Source organism: Mitsuokella sp. oral taxon 131 str. W9106 (assembly GCF_000469545.1).
In the GTDB taxonomy this organism is placed as follows: domain Bacteria; phylum Bacillota; class Negativicutes; order Selenomonadales; family Selenomonadaceae; genus AWVT01.
On sequence record NZ_KI273061.1, the window covers coordinates 40,871 to 61,664 of the forward strand.

The 20,794-nt window shown below is 55.7% G+C and carries 22 protein-coding genes; 18 read left to right on the plus strand and 4 right to left on the minus strand.

Annotated features, from left to right (window positions below; translation table 11 throughout):
- Positions 1–321: 321 nt before the first annotated feature.
- Positions 322–1,665 carry an anaerobic C4-dicarboxylate transporter gene (locus tag HMPREF1985_RS07165; RefSeq protein ID WP_021771891.1) on the plus strand — a complete coding sequence of 448 codons (1,344 nt, stop codon included), beginning with the start codon at positions 322–324 and terminating at the stop codon, positions 1,663–1,665.
- Positions 1,666–1,732: 67 nt separating this feature from the next.
- Here the strand turns inward: HMPREF1985_RS07165 and HMPREF1985_RS07170 are convergent, their stop codons facing one another.
- The gene (locus HMPREF1985_RS07170) at positions 1,733–3,061 is read right to left on the minus strand and encodes an MFS transporter (RefSeq protein WP_021771892.1); all 1,329 of its coding nucleotides are present in this window, start codon (positions 3,059–3,061) and stop codon (positions 1,733–1,735) included.
- A gap of 633 nt (positions 3,062–3,694) precedes the next feature.
- Between HMPREF1985_RS07170 and HMPREF1985_RS07175 the strand changes: the two genes are divergently transcribed.
- The 12 genes from HMPREF1985_RS07175 (at position 3,695) to HMPREF1985_RS07230 (ending at position 13,344) form a co-directional block, all read left to right on the plus strand.
- Positions 3,695–4,633, plus strand: coding sequence for a sugar-binding transcriptional regulator (locus HMPREF1985_RS07175; RefSeq protein WP_040637392.1), 939 nt, complete (start codon positions 3,695–3,697; stop codon positions 4,631–4,633).
- A 41-nt stretch (positions 4,634–4,674) separates the two neighbouring features.
- Positions 4,675–5,106 carry a transcriptional regulator GutM gene (locus tag HMPREF1985_RS07180; protein ID WP_040637394.1) on the plus strand — a complete coding sequence of 144 codons (432 nt, stop codon included), beginning with the start codon at positions 4,675–4,677 and terminating at the stop codon, positions 5,104–5,106.
- Positions 5,107–5,147: 41 nt separating this feature from the next.
- The gene (locus HMPREF1985_RS07185; protein ID WP_040637398.1) at positions 5,148–5,702 is read left to right on the plus strand and encodes a PTS glucitol/sorbitol transporter subunit IIC; all 555 of its coding nucleotides are present in this window, start codon (positions 5,148–5,150) and stop codon (positions 5,700–5,702) included.
- A 34-nt stretch (positions 5,703–5,736) separates the two neighbouring features.
- Positions 5,737–6,750, plus strand: a complete 1,014-nt coding sequence (locus HMPREF1985_RS07190) for a PTS glucitol/sorbitol transporter subunit IIB (protein WP_021771896.1) — start codon at positions 5,737–5,739, stop codon at positions 6,748–6,750.
- Positions 6,751–6,788: 38 nt separating this feature from the next.
- On the plus strand, positions 6,789–7,157 hold the full coding sequence (locus HMPREF1985_RS07195; protein ID WP_021771897.1) for a PTS glucitol/sorbitol transporter subunit IIA: 369 nt from the start codon (positions 6,789–6,791) through the stop codon (positions 7,155–7,157).
- A 38-nt stretch (positions 7,158–7,195) separates the two neighbouring features.
- Positions 7,196–8,014, plus strand: a complete 819-nt coding sequence (locus tag HMPREF1985_RS07200) for an SDR family oxidoreductase (RefSeq protein WP_021771898.1) — start codon at positions 7,196–7,198, stop codon at positions 8,012–8,014.
- Positions 8,015–8,201: 187 nt separating this feature from the next.
- Complete coding sequence (locus tag HMPREF1985_RS07205; protein WP_021771899.1) at positions 8,202–8,675, plus strand: mannose/fructose/sorbose PTS transporter subunit IIB; 474 nt, start codon at positions 8,202–8,204, stop codon at positions 8,673–8,675.
- A 27-nt stretch (positions 8,676–8,702) separates the two neighbouring features.
- A complete protein-coding gene (locus tag HMPREF1985_RS07210) occupies positions 8,703–9,509 on the plus strand; it encodes a PTS mannose/fructose/sorbose transporter subunit IIC (protein ID WP_021771900.1) in 807 nt (268 codons plus the stop codon).
- A gap of 16 nt (positions 9,510–9,525) precedes the next feature.
- Complete coding sequence (locus HMPREF1985_RS07215; RefSeq protein ID WP_040637401.1) at positions 9,526–10,359, plus strand: PTS system mannose/fructose/sorbose family transporter subunit IID; 834 nt, start codon at positions 9,526–9,528, stop codon at positions 10,357–10,359.
- Between the two features lie 28 nt (positions 10,360–10,387).
- The gene (locus tag HMPREF1985_RS07220) at positions 10,388–11,632 is read left to right on the plus strand and encodes a zinc-binding dehydrogenase (RefSeq protein WP_021771902.1); all 1,245 of its coding nucleotides are present in this window, start codon (positions 10,388–10,390) and stop codon (positions 11,630–11,632) included.
- A gap of 110 nt (positions 11,633–11,742) precedes the next feature.
- Positions 11,743–12,579, plus strand: coding sequence for a MurR/RpiR family transcriptional regulator (locus HMPREF1985_RS07225; RefSeq protein WP_051349087.1), 837 nt, complete (start codon positions 11,743–11,745; stop codon positions 12,577–12,579).
- Between the two features lie 84 nt (positions 12,580–12,663).
- Positions 12,664–13,344, plus strand: a complete 681-nt coding sequence (locus HMPREF1985_RS07230; RefSeq protein ID WP_021771904.1) for a fructose-6-phosphate aldolase — start codon at positions 12,664–12,666, stop codon at positions 13,342–13,344.
- Between the two features lie 88 nt (positions 13,345–13,432).
- Here the strand turns inward: HMPREF1985_RS07230 and HMPREF1985_RS07235 are convergent, their stop codons facing one another.
- From HMPREF1985_RS07235 to HMPREF1985_RS07245, 3 genes are read right to left on the minus strand one after another with little or no spacing between them, the layout of a single operon-like run.
- Positions 13,433–14,281, minus strand: coding sequence for a MetQ/NlpA family ABC transporter substrate-binding protein (locus HMPREF1985_RS07235; RefSeq protein WP_021771905.1), 849 nt, complete (start codon positions 14,279–14,281; stop codon positions 13,433–13,435).
- 35 nt (positions 14,282–14,316) lie between these two features.
- Positions 14,317–14,970, minus strand: coding sequence for a methionine ABC transporter permease (locus HMPREF1985_RS07240; protein ID WP_021771906.1), 654 nt, complete (start codon positions 14,968–14,970; stop codon positions 14,317–14,319).
- Positions 14,939–16,000: a methionine ABC transporter ATP-binding protein gene (locus HMPREF1985_RS07245; RefSeq protein ID WP_040637447.1), complete on the minus strand. Its 1,062-nt coding sequence runs from the start codon at positions 15,998–16,000 to the stop codon at positions 14,939–14,941. Before HMPREF1985_RS07245 ends, HMPREF1985_RS07240 begins: the two co-directional genes overlap by 32 nt.
- A gap of 284 nt (positions 16,001–16,284) precedes the next feature.
- On the opposite strand from HMPREF1985_RS07245, the gene HMPREF1985_RS07250 reads away from it, so the two are divergent.
- The 5 genes from HMPREF1985_RS07250 (at position 16,285) to HMPREF1985_RS07270 (ending at position 20,791) form a co-directional block, all read left to right on the plus strand.
- The gene (locus HMPREF1985_RS07250; protein WP_021771908.1) at positions 16,285–16,872 is read left to right on the plus strand and encodes a DUF3793 family protein; all 588 of its coding nucleotides are present in this window, start codon (positions 16,285–16,287) and stop codon (positions 16,870–16,872) included.
- Positions 16,873–16,924: 52 nt separating this feature from the next.
- The gene (locus HMPREF1985_RS07255; protein ID WP_021771909.1) at positions 16,925–17,356 is read left to right on the plus strand and encodes a flavodoxin; all 432 of its coding nucleotides are present in this window, start codon (positions 16,925–16,927) and stop codon (positions 17,354–17,356) included.
- Between the two features lie 146 nt (positions 17,357–17,502).
- On the plus strand, positions 17,503–18,438 hold the full coding sequence (locus HMPREF1985_RS07260) for an NAD-dependent epimerase/dehydratase family protein (RefSeq protein WP_040637405.1): 936 nt from the start codon (positions 17,503–17,505) through the stop codon (positions 18,436–18,438).
- 214 nt (positions 18,439–18,652) lie between these two features.
- Positions 18,653–19,825, plus strand: a complete 1,173-nt coding sequence (locus HMPREF1985_RS07265) for an ABC transporter substrate-binding protein (RefSeq protein ID WP_021771912.1) — start codon at positions 18,653–18,655, stop codon at positions 19,823–19,825.
- A gap of 78 nt (positions 19,826–19,903) precedes the next feature.
- Entirely contained in the window at positions 19,904–20,791 is an 888-nt protein-coding gene (locus HMPREF1985_RS07270) for a branched-chain amino acid ABC transporter permease (protein ID WP_040637407.1), read from the plus strand.
- The last annotated feature ends 3 nt before the right edge of the window (positions 20,792–20,794 follow it).

A 20,794-nucleotide genomic window follows, 5' to 3' on the forward strand; every position in this document is an offset into this window, starting at 1 on the left:
GAAAGGGCGCCTCGCACCATCGCTGTGCGAGGCGTTTTTTGGTGCCGATTCCGATTATCGGGAAATCCTGCATGGCTTTCCGCATTTCCGCACGCAGGCGGTCATCAAAAAATAAGATTTTATAAAAAACAGATGGATTTCGTTTGCGTCATCGAAAAAGGAAGCGTATAATGAGAAAGTCAGTTTGTCCTGCTATAGATTCGGTTGATGAAAGGATAAATGGAGGTTCTCCTTTCCGGTCGAATCAACGGAACGTGTGCGTGGGAAATGGCGCAGGCAGGATAATGGGAAAAGGGATTCCAAGGAAAAGAGAGGGATATTATGGAAATGTTATTCGGATTCGTCGTACTGATCATCTGTTTGTTGGTCGGCGTCCGCCACGGTGGGCTCGGCCTTGCCGTCATCAGTGGCATCGGTCTCGTCATTTTTACCTTCGTATTCGGCTACAAGCCCGGCAAGCCGCCGATTGACGTCATGCTCATCATCATGGCAGTCGTGACGTGCGCGGGATTCCTGCAGACGTCGGGCGGTCTTACGGTCATGCTGAAGTACGCAGAGAAGTTCCTGCGCAGCAACCCGAAGCAAGTCACGATCTTCGCGCCGCTGACGACTTGGTTCCTGACCGTCCTGTGCGGCACGGGGCACGTCGTCTACACGATGTTCCCGATCATCTACGATATTGCGATCAAGCAGGGCATTCGCCCGGAGCGCCCGATGGCGGTCGCGTCCGTCGCTTCGCAGATGGGCATCTGCGCATCGCCGGTCTCGGTCGCCGTCGTCTCGGTCGTCGCATTCCTCGCGGCGGCAGGATACAATTTCTCCGTGCTTCAGATTCTCTCCGTGTCCATTCCGGCAACGGGCTGCGGCGCACTCGCCGCAGCGATTTGGAGCTATCGCCGCGGCAAAGATCTCGCGGACGATGAACGCTTCCAGGAATTCATCAAGGATCCTGCGAACAAGGAATACGTCTACGGCGATTCGGAGTCCCTCATGGGCAAAGAGCTTCCGAAAGAATACTACCGCGCCATGTACATCTTCCTTTTCGGCATCGTCGTCATCGCGTTTCTCGGCAATATGCCGTCGCTCCTCCCGCACTTCGTCATGAAGGAAGGAGCTGCGCCGCAGCCCATCTCGATGGTCGTCGTCATCCAGATGGTCATGCTCTTCGTCGGCGCGCTCATCCTGCTCACCTGCAAGATCAAGGCGAAGGATGTCGGCAACAGCCAGGTCTTCCGTTCCGGTGTCGTCGCACTCGTCTCGGTCTACGGTGTCGCTTGGATGGCTGATACGTACTTTGCGAACCACATGGCATTCCTGAAGCAGTTCCTCGGCGAGGCCGTCAAGTCTTATCCGTGGGCATACGCGATTCTCGCATTCTTGACCTCGAAGCTCGTCAACTCGCAGGGCGCGGCGATCGCGATTGTCGTTCCGATGGCGTTGAACGTCGGCATGGATCCGATCCTGGTCCTTTCCTTTATTTCCGCGTGCTACGGTTACTTCTTCCTGCCGACTTACCCGTCCGACCTCGCCTGCATCGGCTTTGACCGCTCGGGCACGACGCGTATCGGCAAGTACATCCTGAACCACAGCTTCATGATTCCGGGCCTCATCGGCGTCATAACGGGATGCTGTGTCGGCTACGTCATCGCACACATCCTCTACTGATCGGGAACCATGCATCAAAAAATCGGCAAGGCATCGCCTTGCCGATTTTTTGATGCCGTTCTTGCCTTTAGGATTCGGGCGCGACCGCTTCGCCCGGCGTACTTGGCGCAGCTTTGCGCGCGCCGTTCAGCCGGTATCGGATCGTCAGCACGAGGAGCCCCGAGAGGAACATCATCGCGCCCATGATGTAGTAGCCGAGGTCGAATGCACCCGTGCTGACCTTGACCCATGCCATGAGATTCGGCCCGACCCAGCCGCCGATATTGCCGCAGGAATTGATGAGGGCGATTGAGCCGGCGGCGGCAGGCCCCGTGAGAAATGTCGTCGGGATCGTCCACCAAACGCCCATCGAGGCGTGGATGCCAATCGCGGAGAGACAGACGAGGAAGAGCGCAGCGGGGATGCTGCTCGCGTGCGGCGAGAGCGAAAGCCCGATCGCGCCGACGAAGAGCGCGCCCGCGACGTGCCAGACCTTGTCGCCTGTGCGCGTCGCCGTATGGCCGATGAGGATCTGCACGACGAGCGCCGCCGTCATCGGGATCGCGATCGCGCCGCCTAAGAGCGAGGTGGAGAGACCAGAAAGATCTTTCAGCACCGTCGGCATCCAGAAGTAGAACCCCCAGAAACCGACGACCCAAAGGAAGTAGATCAGGCAGAGCTTCAAGACCTTCGGATCGCGGAATGCCTGCAGCACCGTGTACTTCCTGCGGTTCTTCAGGGCGGCCTGCTCGCGTTCGAACTGCTCCGTGAGGTAATCCTTTTCCGCCTGCGTGAGCCAGCTCACTTCAGCGGGGCGATCCTTTACGAAGAAGAAGAAAAAGAGGGCGAAGGCGAGCGCGGGGATCGCTTCCAGGATGAAGAGCTCCTGCCAGCCGTGCAGGCCGAAGAACGAGCTTTCGAGCAGGACGCCCGCAATCGGTGCGCCGATGATGTTCGAGAGCAGCAGCGACGTGAGCATGAGGCTCGTCGCGCGCGCTCTCTCCGCACCCGAGAACCAGCGCGGGAAGAGGACGGAGTAGATGACGGGGTAGAGGCTCGCCTCTGACGCACCGAGCAGGAAGCGGCAGAGGTAGAACTGGAACTCCGTCGAGATGAATGCCATAAAGACGCAGACGAGCCCCCAGGTGAACATGATGCGCGCGATCCACTTCGTCGCGGAGAAATGCGCGGCGACGAGCGAGCCGGGAATCTCGAAGATCAGATAGCCGATGAAGAAGATGCCTGCACCGGCGCCGAATACCTCCGGCGTGATCCACGGCAAATCCTCGACCATCGTGAGCTTGGCGTATGCGACGTTGACGCGGTCGATACAAGCGATGATCGAGACGAAGAAGACGGGCAGGACAATGCGCAGGTCGCGCAGCCGCTTCAAGCGGCCGAAATCGATGTTTTCCATAGTAAAGCCTCCATGTCATCATTGCGTGTCGGTAGTCTTCTTCATCCACTTTCGTAACCTGTTATGGCAATAAAAAAAGCCCGCCCCGAAAGGGACGGACCGATCCGCGTTACCACCCAAATTCCGCCAAGCGGCGGCACTTGCTGCGTACACCAAGCACAACGTACCATCATACGCGGTTCCGCTAACGGGGAACAGGCGCGGCTTCCTACTGTCGTTCAGCGCCGCATCTCGGGGAGGATTTTCCGCTATCGCCCATCGCCGGCTCTCATCAACCGCGGCTCGCTTTGCATGGGAGGGAAAGCGTACTCGTTCCCGTCATCGACTGTTTATCAAATATGGATAGTTGTTTCGACTACGGGTACTATCATAACGCGAACCTGTACCCATGTCAATCCTTTTTTGCGAGACAGTCACACGATCTTAAAACAATTTAAGAGATTGCAGATAACACGTATGTGAAGCTATAGAAACATATGTGAAAGTAAATATAAAAATACCGATAAAATAGTATGCTAATAAAGAAAATCGAGAATTATTGCTTGCAATATATGACTGAATGCGCTACTATGACCGTAGTTACTGAGCATAACTTTCGAGATGCTTGTTCTCATATGTGAAGGCGGTGACGACATGCTCCTTGTCGAAAAGCGGATCTTGATCAAGGTATCCAACATGTATTATGTGGATCATCTGAAGCAAAGTGAAATTGCGAAGCGGATGGGGGTCGACCGCACAACGATAAGCAAATATCTAAAACGTGCACAGGAGAATGGAATCGTGCGCATCATTGTGGAAAGCAATTCGTATGAAGATGTCGAAGCCGCGCTTGAGAAACGGTTTTTCTTGCGAGAAGCCTATGTCGTTCCGTCGAACTATGATCTCCAAGCCGTCAAAACGAATATGGCGCGAGCCGGGCTGACTCTTCTGAGGCGTATTGTTGCCGACGGGCAAGTCGTTGGCATGGCATGGGGAACGAGCATACAGGAATTGACCCGTCAGGCACGCTATGAGAAACTGCCGCGTATCGATGCGGATTTTATACCCGTAGATGGCGGTCCGGAAAACATCGACAGCGACTATCATGTCAATACGCTGTGCTATGAATTGGCACGGGCTTTTGGCGCAAGGAGCCATTATATCTACGCGCCCGCTATCACGCGGACCCCGGAGATTCGGGACGCAATCCTGCAGGATGGGAATTACGAAAAGGTTTCGGCATTTTGGAAGCGATTGGATATTGCGATTGTCGGAATCGGCGCGCCGGTCAAGTCGTCCAATTTGGTATGGGCGGGCGACTTTGGGCGTGAGGCAATTGATTCCCTGATGCGGACGGGAGCCGTAGGAGAGATCTGTTCGATATTTTATGACATCAATGGCAAGCCCGTAAAAACGGATTTTTCAGAGCGAACGATTGCCGTTCCGCTGAAGACGCTTTCGGAAACACCGTACTGCATCGGGATGGCGGCATCGCGCGAGAAAGTCCCTGCAATCCTGGGCGCACTTCGCGGGCGGCTGATCAATGTATTGATCACCGATGAGAAAACAGCCAAAATCCTGCTTAATGAATGAGCGGGCTTGGAATAAAATTTTTGCCGAAAAGGAGGGATATCATGCTGTATGCGTTGATCTTGCTTGCTGTTGTGGCATGGGTGCTTCAGCTCGTTCTTGGGATGCGGCAGCTTCGTCGTTTCCAGCATCATGTCAGGACGCTTCGTGCTGCGAAAGGACGTGTTGCGATTGGCAAGTCGAAAGGACGGATCCTTGCGGGTGCCATCATGCTGCTGTGCATTGATGAAGCGTGTCATATCGTATATGGGGAAGTCATGCAAGGCTTTACCGTGTTTGCGCGGTTCCGCCCGTTTGACAAGCTCAACGGTCTTTCGCTTTTGGCACTTGATGAAGCGATCTGCCGTGCGCACGGATTGGATCGCCAACAGGCGAAAGCGGCGCTTTCCGCACGCAAGGATTATTTGGATTATGAAGCAAAGGTGCAGGAAGAAGGGAAAGGCGCAAAGCAGCCGGTGCACACGGAGGGATTGTAGGAGATGCGTTCAGTAGTTGGATTCATGAAGGAGAGATGAAAATGGACACGTTGATTTTCTTGGCACAGGGATTCATCGGGATGTTCAACAAAGGCGGCGAAACGTTCGTCGGCTGGGTGACCGGGATCATTCCGACATTGATTTGCTTGCTCGTTGCGATGAATTCCATTGTGCTTTTTGTCGGACAGGAAAAGATTGAACGGTTTGCGAAACTTTGCGGCGGGAATCCGATTACGCGTTACGTCGTGCTTCCCGTGGTCGGAACATTCTTTTTCTGCAACCCTATGACACTCTCGCTCGGCAAGTTCCTGCCGTCGTATTACAAGCCTTCGTATTATGCGGCGGGCAGTGCTTCCTGCCATACGCTCAATGGGCTTTTCCCGCATGTCAATCCAGGTGAGCTGTTTGTCTTCCTCGGCGTCGCAAATGGCATTTCGATGTTAGGGCTTCCTACGGTAGATCTTGCGCTTCGTTACTTCCTGATCGGCGTCGTCATCAACTTCCTCCGCGGTTGGATCACGGATTTTACGACAGCGTATGTTCAGAAGCAGCAGGGTGTTTCCTTGGAAAAGGTCCTGGTCGGATCGAAGGACTGATTCTTTTTGAAGCTGGAAAAGGAGTGGATTCATTATGGCAGACTATAAGGACGTAGTAGTGACAGCAGGCAGCGGCGGCTTCGGCGGCCCATTGGTGCTCCATCCTGATGAAAAGCGGAATAAGATCGTAAATATCACGGGCGGCGTCATGTCCCCGGTCTCACAGAAGCTGGCTGAGATGACGGGCTGCGACTTGGTCGATGGATTCAAGACGAGCGTGCCGGATGAAGAGATTCTTGCGGTTGTAATCGATTGCGGCGGAACACTGCGCTGCGGCATTTATCCGCAGAAGCGGATCGATACGATCAATCTGAATCCGACTGGCGCCAGCGGCCCTTTGGCGCAATATATCAAGCCGGATATCTACGTTTCCGCAGTCCGCGAGAAGAATCTTGCATTTGCGGACGGCACCGAGGCTCCTGTCATGGCAGAGCCTGAGACGAAGGAAGATACGGCAGTTTCCGGCAGAGTGGGAAAAAGAACGTATGATACGAGCAAGAAGATCTCCGAGCAGCAGGTCGGCCTGATGGCAAGGATCGGTCAGTTCATGGGCGGCATCGTAGCGGTGTTCTACCAGGCTGGGCGCGATACCATCAACACGATGATCAAGACGATCTTGCCGTTCATGGCATTCGTGTCCATGCTCATCGGCATCATCTTGTCGACCGGCGTCGGTGATGTCATCGCACATTTGTTGGTCCCGCTTGCCGGTTCCATCGGCGGTCTTATCATCTTGTCGTTGATCTGCTCGTTCCCGTTTCTTTCCCCGTTCCTCGGACCGGGCGCGGTCATCGCACAGGTCATTGGCGTACTGATCGGCGTGGAGATCGGCAAGGGTTCCATCCCCCCGCATCTTGCCCTTCCGGCACTGTTCGCCATCAATGCGCAGTGCGCTTGCGACTTCATCCCCGTTGGCCTCGGTCTGGCGGAATCGGATGCGCAGACCGTCGAGGTCGGCGTTCCCTCCGTTTTGTACTCCCGCTTTATCACGGGACCCATTTCTGTCGTCCTCGCTTGGCTCGCAAGCTTCGGGCTTTATGAGGCGTAAGCGTCCATCGCAGTTGATTTTCATATGGAGGAACGAACATGAAGAAGTATTATTCCACTGTCGTGCAGGAGCTCGGCGTTCAGGTGCACGCATTCAAAGAGGCGCGAATGCTGATTCTGTTCAATGAAAATGCACCGAAAGAGTTACGGGAATACTGCGTGCTCCATTGCGGGAACAAATTGGAAGATACCGTTCGGGCAGGCGATGTGTTCTGCTTAGGCAAAGAGGAGTACCGCATCGTGTTCGTCGGGAGTGAGGTGCAGAAGAACCTTCGGGATCTCGGGCACATCACATTGCGCTTCAATGGAAATGAAGAGGGAGAATCGCTCGAAGGAAGCCTGTATCTCGAATCAAAGGGCGTCGCAGATGTAAAAGTGGGCGACGAAATCGCCATCTATCGTCCGTGAAACGTTTGTCTGTAGATGGAATATAGGAGGAAAATGGCATGGCATCGTGGTTGAACTTAGAGGGAAAGACGGCTGTCGTGACAGGTGGCGCTTCCGGGATCGGAAAAGCTGTCGTACAGGCTTTCTTGGATAACGGAACAAATGTCGTCGTTTGCGATATGAACCCCAACGAGCCAACCTTCTCGCGCAAAGAGGGAAGCGGAGAAGTCCTGTACGTCGTGACGGATGTGTCCAAGGCGGACAGTGTCAAGGCAATGGTGGAACAGGCGAAGGCGAAGTTTGGCAAATTGGATATTTTGGTGAATAACGCGGGAATCAATATCCCCTGCCTGCTTGTTGATCCGAAAGATCCGTATGGCAAATATGAGCTCAGTGAAAGGATTTTCGACAAGGTGGTGGGCGTCAACCTAAAAGGCGTCTATCTCATGGCGCAGGCGTTGGGACATGAGTTCGTCAGGAACGGGGCAGGCGTCATGATCAACATGAGTTCGGAGAGCGGCTTGGAAGGCTCGGAAGGACAGAGCATCTATGCGGCGACGAAGAATGCCGTCAACTCGTTTACGCGTTCCTGGTCAAAGGAGCTCGGACGCTATCATGTCCGCGTCGTCGCCGTTGCACCGGGCATTTTGGAAGCGACGGGGCTTCGTACGCCCGCTTATGAAGAGGCGTTGGCCTATACGCGCGGCATCACGGTCGAGGACCTTCGCAAAGGCTATGAGAGCACGAAGACAACGCCGCTCGGACGCAGCGGGAAGCTCAGGGAGGTTGCAGACCTTGTTCTGTTCCTTGCGAGCGACCGTGCATCCTATATCCATGGCGTTACGTATAATATCGCAGGCGGAAAAACGCGCGGATAAGTCCTCTCCTCTATACGGGTTATGGGGAAAATGCTGCAGAAATGCAGCATTTTTTCATGTGCAAGAAATTTAGCTCTCAGAAATTTTCATTGACAAAATTTTATTTTATCAATTATAATACCGATAAGAAATAAAACTCTTTGATATGGAATGATAAGAAATAAAATTTTTCAAGGAGGGGATACGGATGAAGATCAAATTATGCAGGATTGATGATCGGCTCATTCACGGGCAAGTTGCTACGGTATGGGCACATGAGGCAGATGCAGAACGGATTGTCGTATGCAGCGATGAGGTTGCGAACGATGAAATCCGCAGGACGCTTTTGAAGCAAGTCGCACCGCCGGGCATCAAGGTGAATGTCGTTGCGATCGAGAAGGCCATACGCGTTTACAACAATCCGAAGTATGAAGAAGATAGTGTATTTTTCCTCTATACTTGTCCACAGGATGTTTTGCGGATGGCGAAAGGCGGGGTTCCGATTAAGAGCGTCAATATTGGGGGGATGTCGTTCAAGGAAGGGAAACAACAGATCACGAAGGCGATTTCGGTGGATGAAAGCGACAAAGAAGCGTTCCGTGCATTGCATGCTATGGGGGTGGAACTGGAGATTCGTACCGTGGCAACAGACCCAAAAGTCAATTTGATGGATAAAATTTAATTGGATTGGGAAGTGGAGGGATGAGCTATGGAAATCAGTACGTTGCAGGTTGCTCTGATTGTTCTTGTTTCGGCTATTGTGGGAATGGGCAGTGTTCTCGATTCGTTCCAAACGCATCGGCCGCTGATTGCTTGCACACTGATCGGATTGATTCTCGGTGATGTTACGACGGGCGTCATCCTAGGCGGCACGTTGGAATTTATTGCATTAGGCTGGATGAATATTGGCGCGGCGCAGTCGCCGGACTCGGCGTTGGCAAGCATCATATCCACGATTTTGGTCATTGTTGGAAACCAGTCCATTGCGACAGGCATTGCCATTGCGCTGCCGCTTTCCGCTGCAGGACAGGTATTGACCGTCATTGCCAGAACCATTACCGTGTTCTTCCAGCATGCAGGTGATCGTTATGCGGAAGAAGCGAATTTCAATGGGATTGATTTCTGCCATGTCTGCGCGTTGGTGGTGCAGGCACTTCGCGTCGCCATACCGGCGTTTCTCGTCACGATTTTCGCCAGTCCGGAAGCGATCCGGTCCATGCTGGATATGATACCGGCATTCATCACGCATGGCCTTCAGGTGGCAAGCGGGTTCGTCGTGGTCGTCGGGTTCTCCATGGTCATCAATATGATGGGCGCGAAGTATCTGATGCCGTTTTTCTTCTTGGGCTTTGTATTCGCAAGCTTCACCAGTTTCAACCTGGTCGCCTTTGGCGTGATTGGCGCAGTGATGGCGATCATCTATGTGCAGCTGAATCCAAAGTTCCAAAAGAATGCAGCAGCTCCTGCCGCGGCAGTTGGGACAAATGCTGCAGACGATGAATTTGATGATGATTGATTGGGAGGCAAATGACATGGAACAAGAAAAGAAGCAACTAACGAAGGCCGATTTGTTCAATATGTTCCTGCGTACCAATCTGCAGCAAGCCTCTTTCAATTTTGAGCGCATTCATGCGCTCGGCTTCTGCTTTGACATGGTTCCCGCAATCAAACGCCTATACCGTGACAAGAAGGATCAATCGGCGGCATTGAATCGACATATGACCTTCTTCAACGTAACGCCTGCGTGTGTCGGCCCGGTATTGGGCGTTACTGCCGCCATGGAAGAGGCAAAGGCAAATGGCGCGGCTGTTGAAGACGGTGCGATCAGCAGTCTGAAGATCGGTCTTATGGGGCCGCTCTGCGGCGTAGGTGATCCGATTTTTTGGGGTACGCTGCGTCCAATCACGGCTGCGCTCGGCGCGTCCATGGCAGTTCAGGGGAGCTTGCTTGGTCCGGTGCTCTTTTTCCTGCTGTTCAACATCGTGCGATTGGCGGCATTGTGGTTTGGGCTCGTATATGGGTATGAGCGCGGACTGCAGGTCGTCCTGCAGAATTTAGGTGGGAATCTGCTCCAAAAGATCACGGAAGGTGCTACGATTTTAGGCATGTTCGTCATGGGTGCGCTCGTATCGAAGTGGACGGTTATCAAGGTTCCTGTCGTCGTATCGACGATTACGGGACCGGACGGCAATACGGTTGTGACGACGGTACAGAATATTTTGGATCAGCTTATGCCGGGCTTGCTTGCGCTATGTTTGACACTCATCGTCTGCAAACTGCTCAAGAAGAACATCACGCCGATCACGTTGATTTTCGGGCTATTTGCCGTCGGCATCATCGGCGCGGCATTGGGACTTTTGGAGTAAAGAAGGATCGGGATAAGGGAGTGATTCGATGCGGACGCGGGCAGTTCGGTTATATGGCAAGCAGGATCTGCGGTTGGAGGAATTTGATTTGCCGGAGCTTCGTTCGGATGAAATCCTTGCAGAGGTGTATACGGATAGTCTCTGCATGTCCACGCTGAAAGCCGTGGATCGTGGGGCGGATCATAAAAAAGTACCCGACGATATTGCGGAACATCCGATTATACTGGGGCATGAGTTTTGCGGCAAGATCATCGATGTTGGAATGGATTGGAAAACGCAGTACCATGCGGGCGATCGATTCGTCATTCAGCCGAACATTGGAGACGCGCGAAGCTATGCGCCGGGCTATTCATTCCCTTATGTCGGCGGGGATGCGACCAAGGTCATCTTTCATGCGCAGGTCATGCAGAATGGAAGCCTGCTTCCGTATGCTGGGAAATCGTATTTTGAAGGATCTTTGGTAGAACCGCTTTCCTGCGTGACCGGTGCGTTCAACACCAATTATCATCTCCCCGATCAATATAGTCATAAGCATATCATGGGGATTAAGCGCGGCGGAAACATGGCGCTTTTGGGCGCTACAGGGCCAATGGGGTTCCTCGCGATTGACCTTGCGCTGCATGGGAAGCAGCGTCCGAGGCATTTGGTCGTCACGGGACATACGCAGTCCAAATTGGATATGGCAGAGCGGCTTTATCCGAAAGAAGAGGCAAAAGCATGCGGCGTAGAGCTGCACTACATCAACACCGATAGGATGGAAGACTTTTCACCGGCGCTGCAGGCTCTTTTGCCAGCGGGTGAGGGATACGATGATGTCCTTCTCTTTGTAGCAGATCCGTCCATGACGACGCAGGCAGTACAGATCCTTGGAATGGATGGATGCCTGAATTTCTTTGCGGGCCCATTGGATAAGAATTTCTCTGCAAAGATGAATTTCTTTGATGTGCATTACAATATGATCCACATTGTCGGAAATAGCGGCGGGAATACCGAGGATATGAGAGAAGCGATTGCTTTGATTGAGCAGGGAACGGTGCAAGCGAACAAAATCGTAAGCCACATTATGGGACTGGATCAAGTCGTGCCCTCCACGCTGCAGCTTCGGACCTTGCCGCCTGGCAAGAAAGTCGTTTATACGCATTTGGAGTTTCCTAGGTATAGCTTGGCGGATTTGATGGAAGGCGCCATGGGGAAAGACCTTGCGAAATGCGTGCAGGAGGCGCAGGGATTTTGGAATGCGGAAGCGGAAGCCTGCCTGCTGAAGCAGATGTAAAAGGAAGGCTTTCAGGAGAAAACAGCGTCTTGTCGGGGCGCGCCTTTTGCGATAAGATAGGATGGAAAGGGAGGCCGATCTTATTGCAAACGGAAGACAATATATCGGTCTTGGATAAAGTCCTGTCCAATTATTCGAGCTTGTTTGAAGCGGAAAAAAAGGTTGCGGATTTTGTCTTGGACCATTCCACAGAAGTCATTGATATGACGGTGGCGGAAGTGGCGAACGACTGCAGCGTGAGCGAGGCAACCGTTATTCGCTTTTGCAAACGATGCGGCTGTCAAGGGTTTCATCGTCTTAAGCTGGATTTGGCGCGGGAATCCGATACGCATGGCATCAAGAAAGACATTCCGAACGAGCTGCACGCGAATGATATCGGAAGTTCGATACGGAATATTTTGGCAAACAAGCAGGAGGAACTGCAGGAAACGTTGGCGGGAATTGATCCGAGCCAATGCGACCGCGTCCTGAATCTGCTGCAAGGGGCGCGCACGGTCGTTTTTTCCGCCGTCGGCAATACGATCCCGATTGCCTTGGACGGCGCGTACAAGTTCAATGAGCTGGGCATCACGTCCTTTACCTCATCCGTATGGGAAAACATGCTGGCGATGCTGCGGACATTGCCGTCGGATGCCGTCATGATCGCGCTGTCCGCATCTGGGGAATCCAAGCATCTGCTTTACATGGTCGACTGCGCAGTGGAACGCAAGATTCCGATTATCGCCGTTACGAATCACATCCATTCCTCTTTGGCAAAGAAGAGCACCTACGTTTTGCGGTCTGTGTCCAGGGAAAGGATGTTCTTTCGGAATCATAGTTTCCTATCGACGCGGCTGTCTATGATGGCTGTGGTCGAGATTTTATATTTTTTATTGTGCAGCAGAAAGGAGGACTCCTTTCATTGTATTGACGTGCATGAGCAATCCATCGCAGATGAGAAGATGTGAGAGGATGCAGCTTGGACGTTTGCCATGTGCTGCGGTGCGAGACGGGCAATGGGATGATAAATCGGGTGGCAAGGAGATGGGGCAATGAAATTCCTGATCGATCATGCTGACATGGAACAAATCAAGAGGATATATGCGATCTATCCAGTGGATGGCGTCACGACGAATCCTTCTATTCTGGCTGCGGGAACGAAGCAGCCGTACGAGGCACTGCGGGAGATCCGTGCCTTTATCGGAGCGGATGCGGATTTGCACGTGCAGGCAGTGGCGAATACCGTTGCGGGAATTTGTGCGGATGCTGACCGCATACGCGCGGAGGTCGGCGAGCAGACGTACATCAAAGTGCCGGCTACGACGGTAGGGCTTGCTGCGATGAAGAAGCTGAAGAAGAAGGGCGCCCGGATTACGGCAACGGCGATCTATGCGCCGTTGCAGGCATTCCTTGCGGCGAAGGCAGGCGCGGACTTTGTCGCACCTTACGTCAACCGCATGGACAACCTTGGCGTGAATGGAATCCAGATGACGAAGACGATGCAGGATATTTTGGACAAGAACAGACTCAAAACCCAAATCCTGGCAGCGAGCTTCAAGAATTCGCAGCAGGTGCTCGAGCTTTGCGAATACGGGATCGGCGCGGCGACGATTGCGCCGGATGTCATCGACGGGCTCATTCGAAACGATTGCGTGGAACAGGCCGTTTGTGCGTTTGTAAAGGATTTTGAATCCCTTTGCGGCAAGGGCGTAACAATGAAAGACGCACATTAAAAAGCATTTGCGAAAAAGGCTCCCAGCCTTTGGTTGAAAGACTGGGAGCCTTTTTCACGGTTTTTGCCGATTGGATTCCTTAGATTCCTTAGAACGCCGGTACGACAGCACCCTTGTACTTTTCATTGATGAAGTCCTTGATCTCTTGGCTGTGGAGCGCCGCAATGAGCGCTTGGATCTCCGGCCGGTTCTCGTCGCCCGCGCGGACGGCGACGATGTTGACGTAAGGCGACGTGCTGTCTTCCATGAAGAGCGCGTCCTTCGTCGGAACGAGGTTTGCCTGCATCGCGTAGTTCGTGTTGATGACGGCAGCATCGACGTCGTCAAGCGTGCGCGGCACCTGCGCTGCCTCGACTTCTTGGAAACGGAGGTTCTTCTTGTTCTCGATGATGTCGTGGAGCGTTGCTTTCTCGTTGACGCCGTCCTTGAGTTTGATGATGCCGGCCTTTTCGAGGAGGAGCAGCGAGCGTCCGCCGTTCGTCGGATCGTTCGGGATGGCGACGGTGGCGCCGTCCGCGAGCTCGTCGAGCTTCTGGATCTTTTTCGAGTAGACGCCCATCGGCTCGATGTGCACGCCGGCGGCGTTCACGAGCTTGACTTCGTGATGCTCTTCGATGAAGTTCTTGAGGTAGGGCTCATGCTGGAAGAAGTTCGCGTCGAGTTCCTTGTCGTTGACAGCGAGGTTCGGCTGGACGTAGTCGTTGAACTCGACGATGTCGAGCTTGATGCCCTGCTTTTCGAGGATCGGCTTGACCTTTTCGAGGATCTCGGCGTGCGGCACGGCCGTTGCGCCGACCTTGAGCGTCTTCATGCCAGAGCTCGACTGCGCGACGGCATTCGTGCCCGAGGAGCTCGAGGCGCCGTTGTTTGCACCGCAGCCTGCGAGCGCGAGCACGGCGATGGAAAGCGTCGTGATGAGTGCTAGGATTTTCTTCATGGAATGACCTCCTTTTTGCGTCCGAATGAATGGATTTATCGCTTGTCCAAACGCGCCGCGATCCGATTGCCCACGAATTGGACGGCTTGGACGAGGATGACGAGGATGATGACCGTCGCGACCATGACTTCGGGACGGAAGCGCTGGTAGCCGTAGCGGATCGCGAGATCGCCGAGACCGCCGCCGCCGACGGCGCCCGCCATGGCGGACTCGCCGACGAGGGCGATGAGGGTGGTCGTGAGCTGTGCGACGATGCTCGGCATCGCTTCAGGAAGCAGGACGCGCCATACGATCTGCGCAGGACTTGCGCCCATGGATTCCGCCGCCTCGATGAGACCGGACGGAACCTCTTTGAGGCTCGTTTCGACCTGCCTGCCGATGAATGGGACGGCAGCGATGACGAGCGGCACCATGGCGGCCGTCGTGCCGATTGCCGAGCCGACGATGAGGCGCGTGAACGGGATGATCGCGACGAGCAGGATGATGAATGGGATCGAGCGGATCGTGTTGACGACGGTGGAAATCGCGCGGTTGAACACGGGGGCGGCAAGGATCTGCCCCGTTTCCGTCGTGTGCAGGAGCACGCCGAGCGGCACGCCGATAGCGGTCGCGATCGCCATCGAGACGAAGACCATGTAAATGGTTTCGCCGAGTGCCTTAGAGAGAAGCGGCATCATGTCTGCGGGCATAGCCGATCACCTCCTCCTGAAGTTCCTGCTCGCGCAGGTAGGCGAGCGCGGCGTCGATTCGTTCCTTCCCGCCGCGCATGCCGATGATCATGCGGCCGAACGGCGTCGCCTTGATTTGGTCGAGGCTGCCGAACAGCATCGTGACCTCGACGTCCGGGAAGCGGCGTATCATGCCCGCGAGCACGGGATCGTCCGCCGACTCCCCGATGAACGTCAGGCGCACGAGCAGGTAAGCGTCCGCCTGCGGCTCTTTCGATACCTTGCCGCCGCGGAATGCCGCAGGGAGGTCGTTTGAGAGCAGGACGCTGATGAACTCTTTCGTGATCGGCTTTTGCGGATGCGTGAAGACGTCGAGCACGCTGCCTTCCTCCGCGATGATGCCGTTCTCGATGACGGCGACGCGGTCGCAGAGCTCCTTGATGACCTGCATCTCATGCGTGATGACGACGACGGTCAGACCGAGCTTTTGGTTGATGTCCGTGATGAGTGCGAGGATCGCTTTCGTCGTCTGCGGGTCGAGCGCGCTCGTCGCCTCGTCGCAGAGCAGCACCTTCGGCTCGCTCGCGAGCGCACGCGCGATGCCGACGCGCTGTTTCTGACCGCCCGACAGTTGGGACGGGTACTGGTGCGCCTTGTCCGAAAGGCCGACGAGCGTGAGCAGCGGCGTGACTTTTTTCTGGATCTCCGCCGCGCTCTTTCCCGCGAGTTTCAGCGGGAATGCGATGTTGTCGTAGACGGTCGCGGACGAGAGCAGGTTGAAGTGCTGGAAAATCATGCCGATGTTCTTGCGCGCTTCGCGAAGCTCTGCGCCGCTCATCGCCGTCATGTCCTTGCCGTCGACGGTGACCTTGCCTGCTGTCGGGCGTTCGAGCATGTTGATGCAGCGGATGAGCGTCGACTTGCCCGCGCCCGAAAGACCGATGATGCCGTAGATTTCGCCGCGGCCGATGGTGAGATCGATGCCTTTCAGCGCCTTGACGGGACCGGCCGGGCTATCGTAGGTTTTCTCAATATGGGAAAGCTCTATCACGTATTTCGCCTCGAATCCATAGTTACGATATATGTTTGAATGGTAGCATAGGATGGAGCGGTTGTCAATGCTTTTCGACACGCCGCCAATCCTCTTCATTATAGCATGATAGCATGATTCCATGCACGGGATTGAAAATTTATTTTATATATTGAAAATCAATATCACTTATGATAATATGGGCTACGTGAGGGAATTTTTTCAGTGAACAGTCATAGCGGTCATAAGGAAGCCGGCCATTTGGCGTATCGCTGCGGCTGCGCCGTGCGTGAGGAAAGGCAGTGATGGCATTGGGGACGACGAAAACGTTTGAAGCAATCTTGGGGCAGCACGCAGCGCCGACGCTCGTCGGCATCAAGGCCGCGAGCCTGCTCTCATTCCGCAAGGACCGCTATCGCGATTTCAACGCGCTTCTCGCTTCGTATCAGCCGTGCTTTTCGTGCAAGGGCATAGCGACGTTTCGCGTCGCGGAGGGCGAGGCATTCGTCCTCCTCCTGTTCTACCGCGAGGGGGCGCTCATGGAGACGATGCGAAGGGCGTTTTCCGTGCCGGAGGCACGGCAGCTCTTGGTGTCGCTTGGCTATCGCACGGACGATGCGCTTGCCGATCTTTTGGAGCATCTGCGCCTGCGCATGCGCCTTCGGAAGACGTTTCCGCATGAGATCGGACTTTTTCTCGGCTACCCGCCGGAAGATGTTGTGGGATTTATCAAATACAACGGGCAGAATTTCTGCTATAGTGGGTACTGGAAGGTCTACGCGAACGAGAAGGAGACGCGTGCGCTCTTTGAGCAGTACTCCGTCTGCACGCATGAGTTCTGCACGCGCCTCGAAAGCGGGACGTCGTTCCCAGAGCTCGTGCAGGCGAGCTGAGCAGTGAGACTGGCGCCTTTTGAGGCGCGTTTGGAGATAAGGAGGATTTGCCATGAGCAAAGTAGCAATCGTTTTTTGGTCCGGCACGGGCAATACGCAGGAGATGGCACAGGCCATCGAGAAGGGCGCGAAAGCGGCAGGCGCCGAGACGAGTCTCTTCGAAGTCGAGAGCTTCGACAAGGGCACGCTCGCAGACTACGACGGGATTCTCTTCGGCTGTCCCGCAATGGGCGACGAGGTGCTTGAAGAGGGTACGTTTGAGCCGTTTTTCGCGGAGGTCGAGGGAAGCCTTTCGGGCGTCCCCGTCGCCCTCTTCGGCTCGTACGGATGGGGCGGCGGCGCATGGATGGCAGACTGGGCAGCGCGCACGAAGAAGGCGGGCGCAAAGCTGTTTTCGGACGGGCTCGCGGTCGAGAACGCGCCCGATGCGGACGCACTCGCGGCATGCGAGAAGCTCGGCAAGGACTTTGCGGCATCGCTCTAGTCCTGTCTTCAGGCCATTCGGGTTGGCTCGGCGCATCGGCTTTTGCCGGTGCGCTTTTTGGTTCGGCGTGAGCATCGTGCAAGGGGAGCGGGATTATGATATAATGGCGCGGTATGATGGATACGGCAATCGAGGAGGCTATCGCTATGAAAATACTCGTCACGGGCGGCGCGGGATTTATCGGCTCGCACCTCGTCCGTCTCTTGCTCGAACAAGGACATGCAGTCACGGTCCTAGACGACCTCAGCACGGGCGCGAAGGCGCATATCGAAGGGCTGCCGATTGGGCTTTGGCGGGCGGATATCCGCGAGAAGGCGGTCACGGCGCGCATCGCGGCAGCACGTTTTGACGCCGTCGTGCATCTCGCGGCGCAGACGATGGTCGACGCCTCCCTTCGCGACCCGCATTTTGACGCGGAGGAGAACGTCATCGGGCTCGTGAATGTCCTTGAGGGCGCACGTCTCGGCGGCACGCGCCGCGTTGTTTTCGCGTCGACGGCGGCAGTGTACGGCGATGTCTCTGCGCGCGATCTTCCCGTCCGCGAGGAGCAGGCGCTCGCGCCGCTCTCGTTCTACGGCATGACGAAGGTGGCCGGCGAGCAGTATCTCGCACTCTACAAAAAGATTTTCGGCCTCGACTACGTCGTCCTGCGCTTTGCGAACGTCTACGGCGAGCGGCAGGGCGACAGGGGCGAGGGCGGCGTCATCAGCATTTTTGCAAAGCGCGTCGCGCGCGGCGCGGGCATCACGATCTTCGGCGACGGCGGGCAGACGCGCGACTTCATCTATGCGGGCGATATCGCATCGGGCATCGCGTGTGCGCTTCGGACGAAGCATGCGTGCCGCGCGTACAACCTCGGCACGCAGACGGAGCTGTCCTTAAACGAGCTCGTGCGCGTCCTCGGCAAAGCTGCAGGAAAGGCGCTTGCGCCTGCGTACGCCGCGCCGCGTGAAGGGGACATCTACCGTTCGGCACTCTCCAATGCGGCGGCGAGGAGGAATCTCGGCTGGACGCCTAAGGTGACGCTTGAAGAAGGGCTTCGCCGCACGTACGCGTACGTCAAGGAGACCGCAGCGCAATGAAGACCTTCGGATTGGCGCGGATCTCCGTCGAGGTGCGGGCAAAGCGATGCGCCTGGATGGAGACGCCTATCCGTGCATTCCGATCGATCCGGCAAAACGACGAAAAGCAGGCGATACGCTTGACTGTTGTAACGTTGTAACCTATAATAGTTCCATCATCTTCCATCATCTTCCATCATCGAAAGGCATATCGGTATCGTTAGGGGGAATCCAAATGAAGTTTGGCAAGAAGAGCTTGCGTCTTGCGGCGCTCGCTGCGACGCTTTTGGTGGGCGGCGCACTCGCGGGCTGCGGCGGCAGCGGCGCGGACAGCAATGAAATCAAGGTCGGTGCGAACTTTGAGATGACGGGCAACGTCGCCAACTACGGCAGCGCGACGCTCGATGGGCTCAAGCTCGCGATTGACGAGGTCAACGAGGCAGGCGGCGTCGACGGCAAGAAGATCACGCTCGTGACGGCGGACAACAAGTCCGAGGCGTCCGAGGCGGTCAATGCGGCGACGAAGCTCATCTCCGACGACAAGGTCTCCGTCATCGTCGGTCCGGCGGTCACGGCGAACGTCATCGCGGAGTCGCAGGTCGCGACGGACAATAAAGTCCCGGTCATCGCACCGGACGGCACGAGCCCCGATGTCACGGTGGAGAACGGCAAGACGAAACCGTTCATCTTCCGAAGCTGCTTCATCGACCCCCAGCAGGGAACGGTCATGGCGAAGTTCGCAAGCGAGAACCTCAAGGCGAAGACGGCGGTCATCTACGTCGACAACAGCACGGACTACAGCAAGAGCCTCGGCAAGGTCTTCAAGGAGAAGTTTGAGGCAGCCGGCGGCAAGGTCGTCATGGAAGAGGCCTTCCTCGCAAAGGATCAGGATTTCAAGGCGACGCTGACGAAGCTCAAGACGGCGAATGCGGACATCCTGTTCGTCCCCGCTTACTATGAGGAAGTCGGCAAGATCGTCAAGCAGGCGCGCGAGCTCGGCATGACGATGCCGATTCTCGGCACGGATGGCTGGGATGACCCGAAGGTCGCCGACATCGCCGGCGCGGATGCACTGAACAATACGTTCTTCAGCACGCACTACTCCGACAAGGACGAGGAAGTCAAGGGCTTTGTCGATGCGTTCCACCAAAAGTACGGCCATGCGCCGAATGTCTTTGCGGCGCTCGGCTACGACGCAGGCAAGATGCTCATTGACGCGATCCGCCGCGCGGGCAGCGCCGACCCGGAAAAGATCCGTCAGGCCATCGAGGATACGAAGGATCTGAAGGTCGGAACGGGCACGATCACGATGGACAAGAACCACAATCCCATCAAGCAGGCCGTCATTTTGGAGAACAAGGGAGGCGACCGCGTGATGGTGGCAAAGATCATGCCGGATGCGGAATAAGCACATCACAAATAGGACACGTGGAATGGGGTCGCAGCGATGCGGCCTCAATCTATGTGTTTGGAAAAGGAGCAGTTCATGGAAGTCACGCAGCAGGTCTTGCAGCAGCTCATCAACGGCATTTCGCTCGGCAGCATCTACGCGCTGATCGCGCTCGGCTACACGATGATCTACGGCATTATCAAGCTCATCAACTTCGCGCACGGCGACATTTACATGGTCGGCGCGTACATCGGTTTTTTCTCCATCACGCAGGCGGGGCTCGGCGTGATCCCGTCGCTCATGATCTCGCTCGTCACGACGGGGCTTTTGGGCATGGCCGTCGAGCGGATCGCGTATCGGCCGCTGCGCCATGCGCCGCGCATTTCGGTGCTCATCACGGCGATCGGCGTCTCGTTCTTTTTGGAGTACACGAGCATGTACTTCGTCTCGCCGACGCCGCGGACGTTCCCCGCGCTGTTCGGCGATGTCGCCGTGGATTTCATGGGCATCGTCATCAATGGGCAGCAGATGCTCATTCTCGGCATCACGGCAATCCTCATGGTCGTGCTCACCTACATCGTCCAGCGCACGAAGACGGGAAAGGCGATGCGCGCGACGTCGTTCGATACGGAGACGGCGGAGCTCATGGGCATCAACTCGGACCGCATCATCTCCATCACGTTCGGCATCGGCTCGGCGCTCGCTGCCGTTGCGGGCGTGCTCGTCGGCATCTACTACAATTCGATCGACCCCTTGATGGGCATCATGCCGGGACTCAAGGCATTCGTCGCCGCCGTCCTGGGCGGCATTGGCATCCTGCCGGGCGCCGTCGTCGGGGGGCTGATCCTGGGCGTCGTCGAGGCGCTCGTCTCGGGCTTCCTCTCGTCGACGTTCCGCGACGCGGCGGCGTTCGCCATACTCATCCTCGTGCTTCTCGTCCGCCCGACCGGGCTTTTCGGCAAGAACACGAAGGAAAAGGTTTAAGGA

What these genes read in the sequence shown, in the direction of transcription:
- HMPREF1985_RS07165 (WP_021771891.1), top strand. Translation starts at nt 322, where the DNA reads ATGGAAATGTTATTCGGATTCGTCGTACTGATCATCTGTTTGTTGGTC.
- HMPREF1985_RS07270 (WP_040637407.1), top strand. Translation starts at nt 19,904, where the DNA reads ATGGAAGTCACGCAGCAGGTCTTGCAGCAGCTCATCAACGGCATTTCG.
- HMPREF1985_RS07205 (WP_021771899.1), top strand. Translation starts at nt 8,202, where the DNA reads ATGAAGATCAAATTATGCAGGATTGATGATCGGCTCATTCACGGGCAA.
- HMPREF1985_RS07230 (WP_021771904.1), top strand. Translation starts at nt 12,664, where the DNA reads ATGAAATTCCTGATCGATCATGCTGACATGGAACAAATCAAGAGGATA.
- HMPREF1985_RS07235 (WP_021771905.1), bottom strand. Translation starts at nt 14,281, where the DNA reads ATGAAGAAAATCCTAGCACTCATCACGACGCTTTCCATCGCCGTGCTC.
- HMPREF1985_RS07215 (WP_040637401.1), top strand. Translation starts at nt 9,526, where the DNA reads ATGGAACAAGAAAAGAAGCAACTAACGAAGGCCGATTTGTTCAATATG.
- HMPREF1985_RS07210 (WP_021771900.1), top strand. Translation starts at nt 8,703, where the DNA reads ATGGAAATCAGTACGTTGCAGGTTGCTCTGATTGTTCTTGTTTCGGCT.
- HMPREF1985_RS07255 (WP_021771909.1), top strand. Translation starts at nt 16,925, where the DNA reads ATGAGCAAAGTAGCAATCGTTTTTTGGTCCGGCACGGGCAATACGCAG.
- HMPREF1985_RS07195 (WP_021771897.1), top strand. Translation starts at nt 6,789, where the DNA reads ATGAAGAAGTATTATTCCACTGTCGTGCAGGAGCTCGGCGTTCAGGTG.
- HMPREF1985_RS07175 (WP_040637392.1), top strand. Translation starts at nt 3,695, where the DNA reads ATGCTCCTTGTCGAAAAGCGGATCTTGATCAAGGTATCCAACATGTAT.
- HMPREF1985_RS07170 (WP_021771892.1), bottom strand. Translation starts at nt 3,061, where the DNA reads ATGGAAAACATCGATTTCGGCCGCTTGAAGCGGCTGCGCGACCTGCGC.
- HMPREF1985_RS07180 (WP_040637394.1), top strand. Translation starts at nt 4,675, where the DNA reads ATGCTGTATGCGTTGATCTTGCTTGCTGTTGTGGCATGGGTGCTTCAG.
- HMPREF1985_RS07265 (WP_021771912.1), top strand. Translation starts at nt 18,653, where the DNA reads ATGAAGTTTGGCAAGAAGAGCTTGCGTCTTGCGGCGCTCGCTGCGACG.
- HMPREF1985_RS07200 (WP_021771898.1), top strand. Translation starts at nt 7,196, where the DNA reads ATGGCATCGTGGTTGAACTTAGAGGGAAAGACGGCTGTCGTGACAGGT.
- HMPREF1985_RS07185 (WP_040637398.1), top strand. Translation starts at nt 5,148, where the DNA reads ATGGACACGTTGATTTTCTTGGCACAGGGATTCATCGGGATGTTCAAC.
- HMPREF1985_RS07220 (WP_021771902.1), top strand. Translation starts at nt 10,388, where the DNA reads ATGCGGACGCGGGCAGTTCGGTTATATGGCAAGCAGGATCTGCGGTTG.
- HMPREF1985_RS07250 (WP_021771908.1), top strand. Translation starts at nt 16,285, where the DNA reads ATGGCATTGGGGACGACGAAAACGTTTGAAGCAATCTTGGGGCAGCAC.
- HMPREF1985_RS07190 (WP_021771896.1), top strand. Translation starts at nt 5,737, where the DNA reads ATGGCAGACTATAAGGACGTAGTAGTGACAGCAGGCAGCGGCGGCTTC.
- HMPREF1985_RS07260 (WP_040637405.1), top strand. Translation starts at nt 17,503, where the DNA reads ATGAAAATACTCGTCACGGGCGGCGCGGGATTTATCGGCTCGCACCTC.
- HMPREF1985_RS07240 (WP_021771906.1), bottom strand. Translation starts at nt 14,970, where the DNA reads ATGCCCGCAGACATGATGCCGCTTCTCTCTAAGGCACTCGGCGAAACC.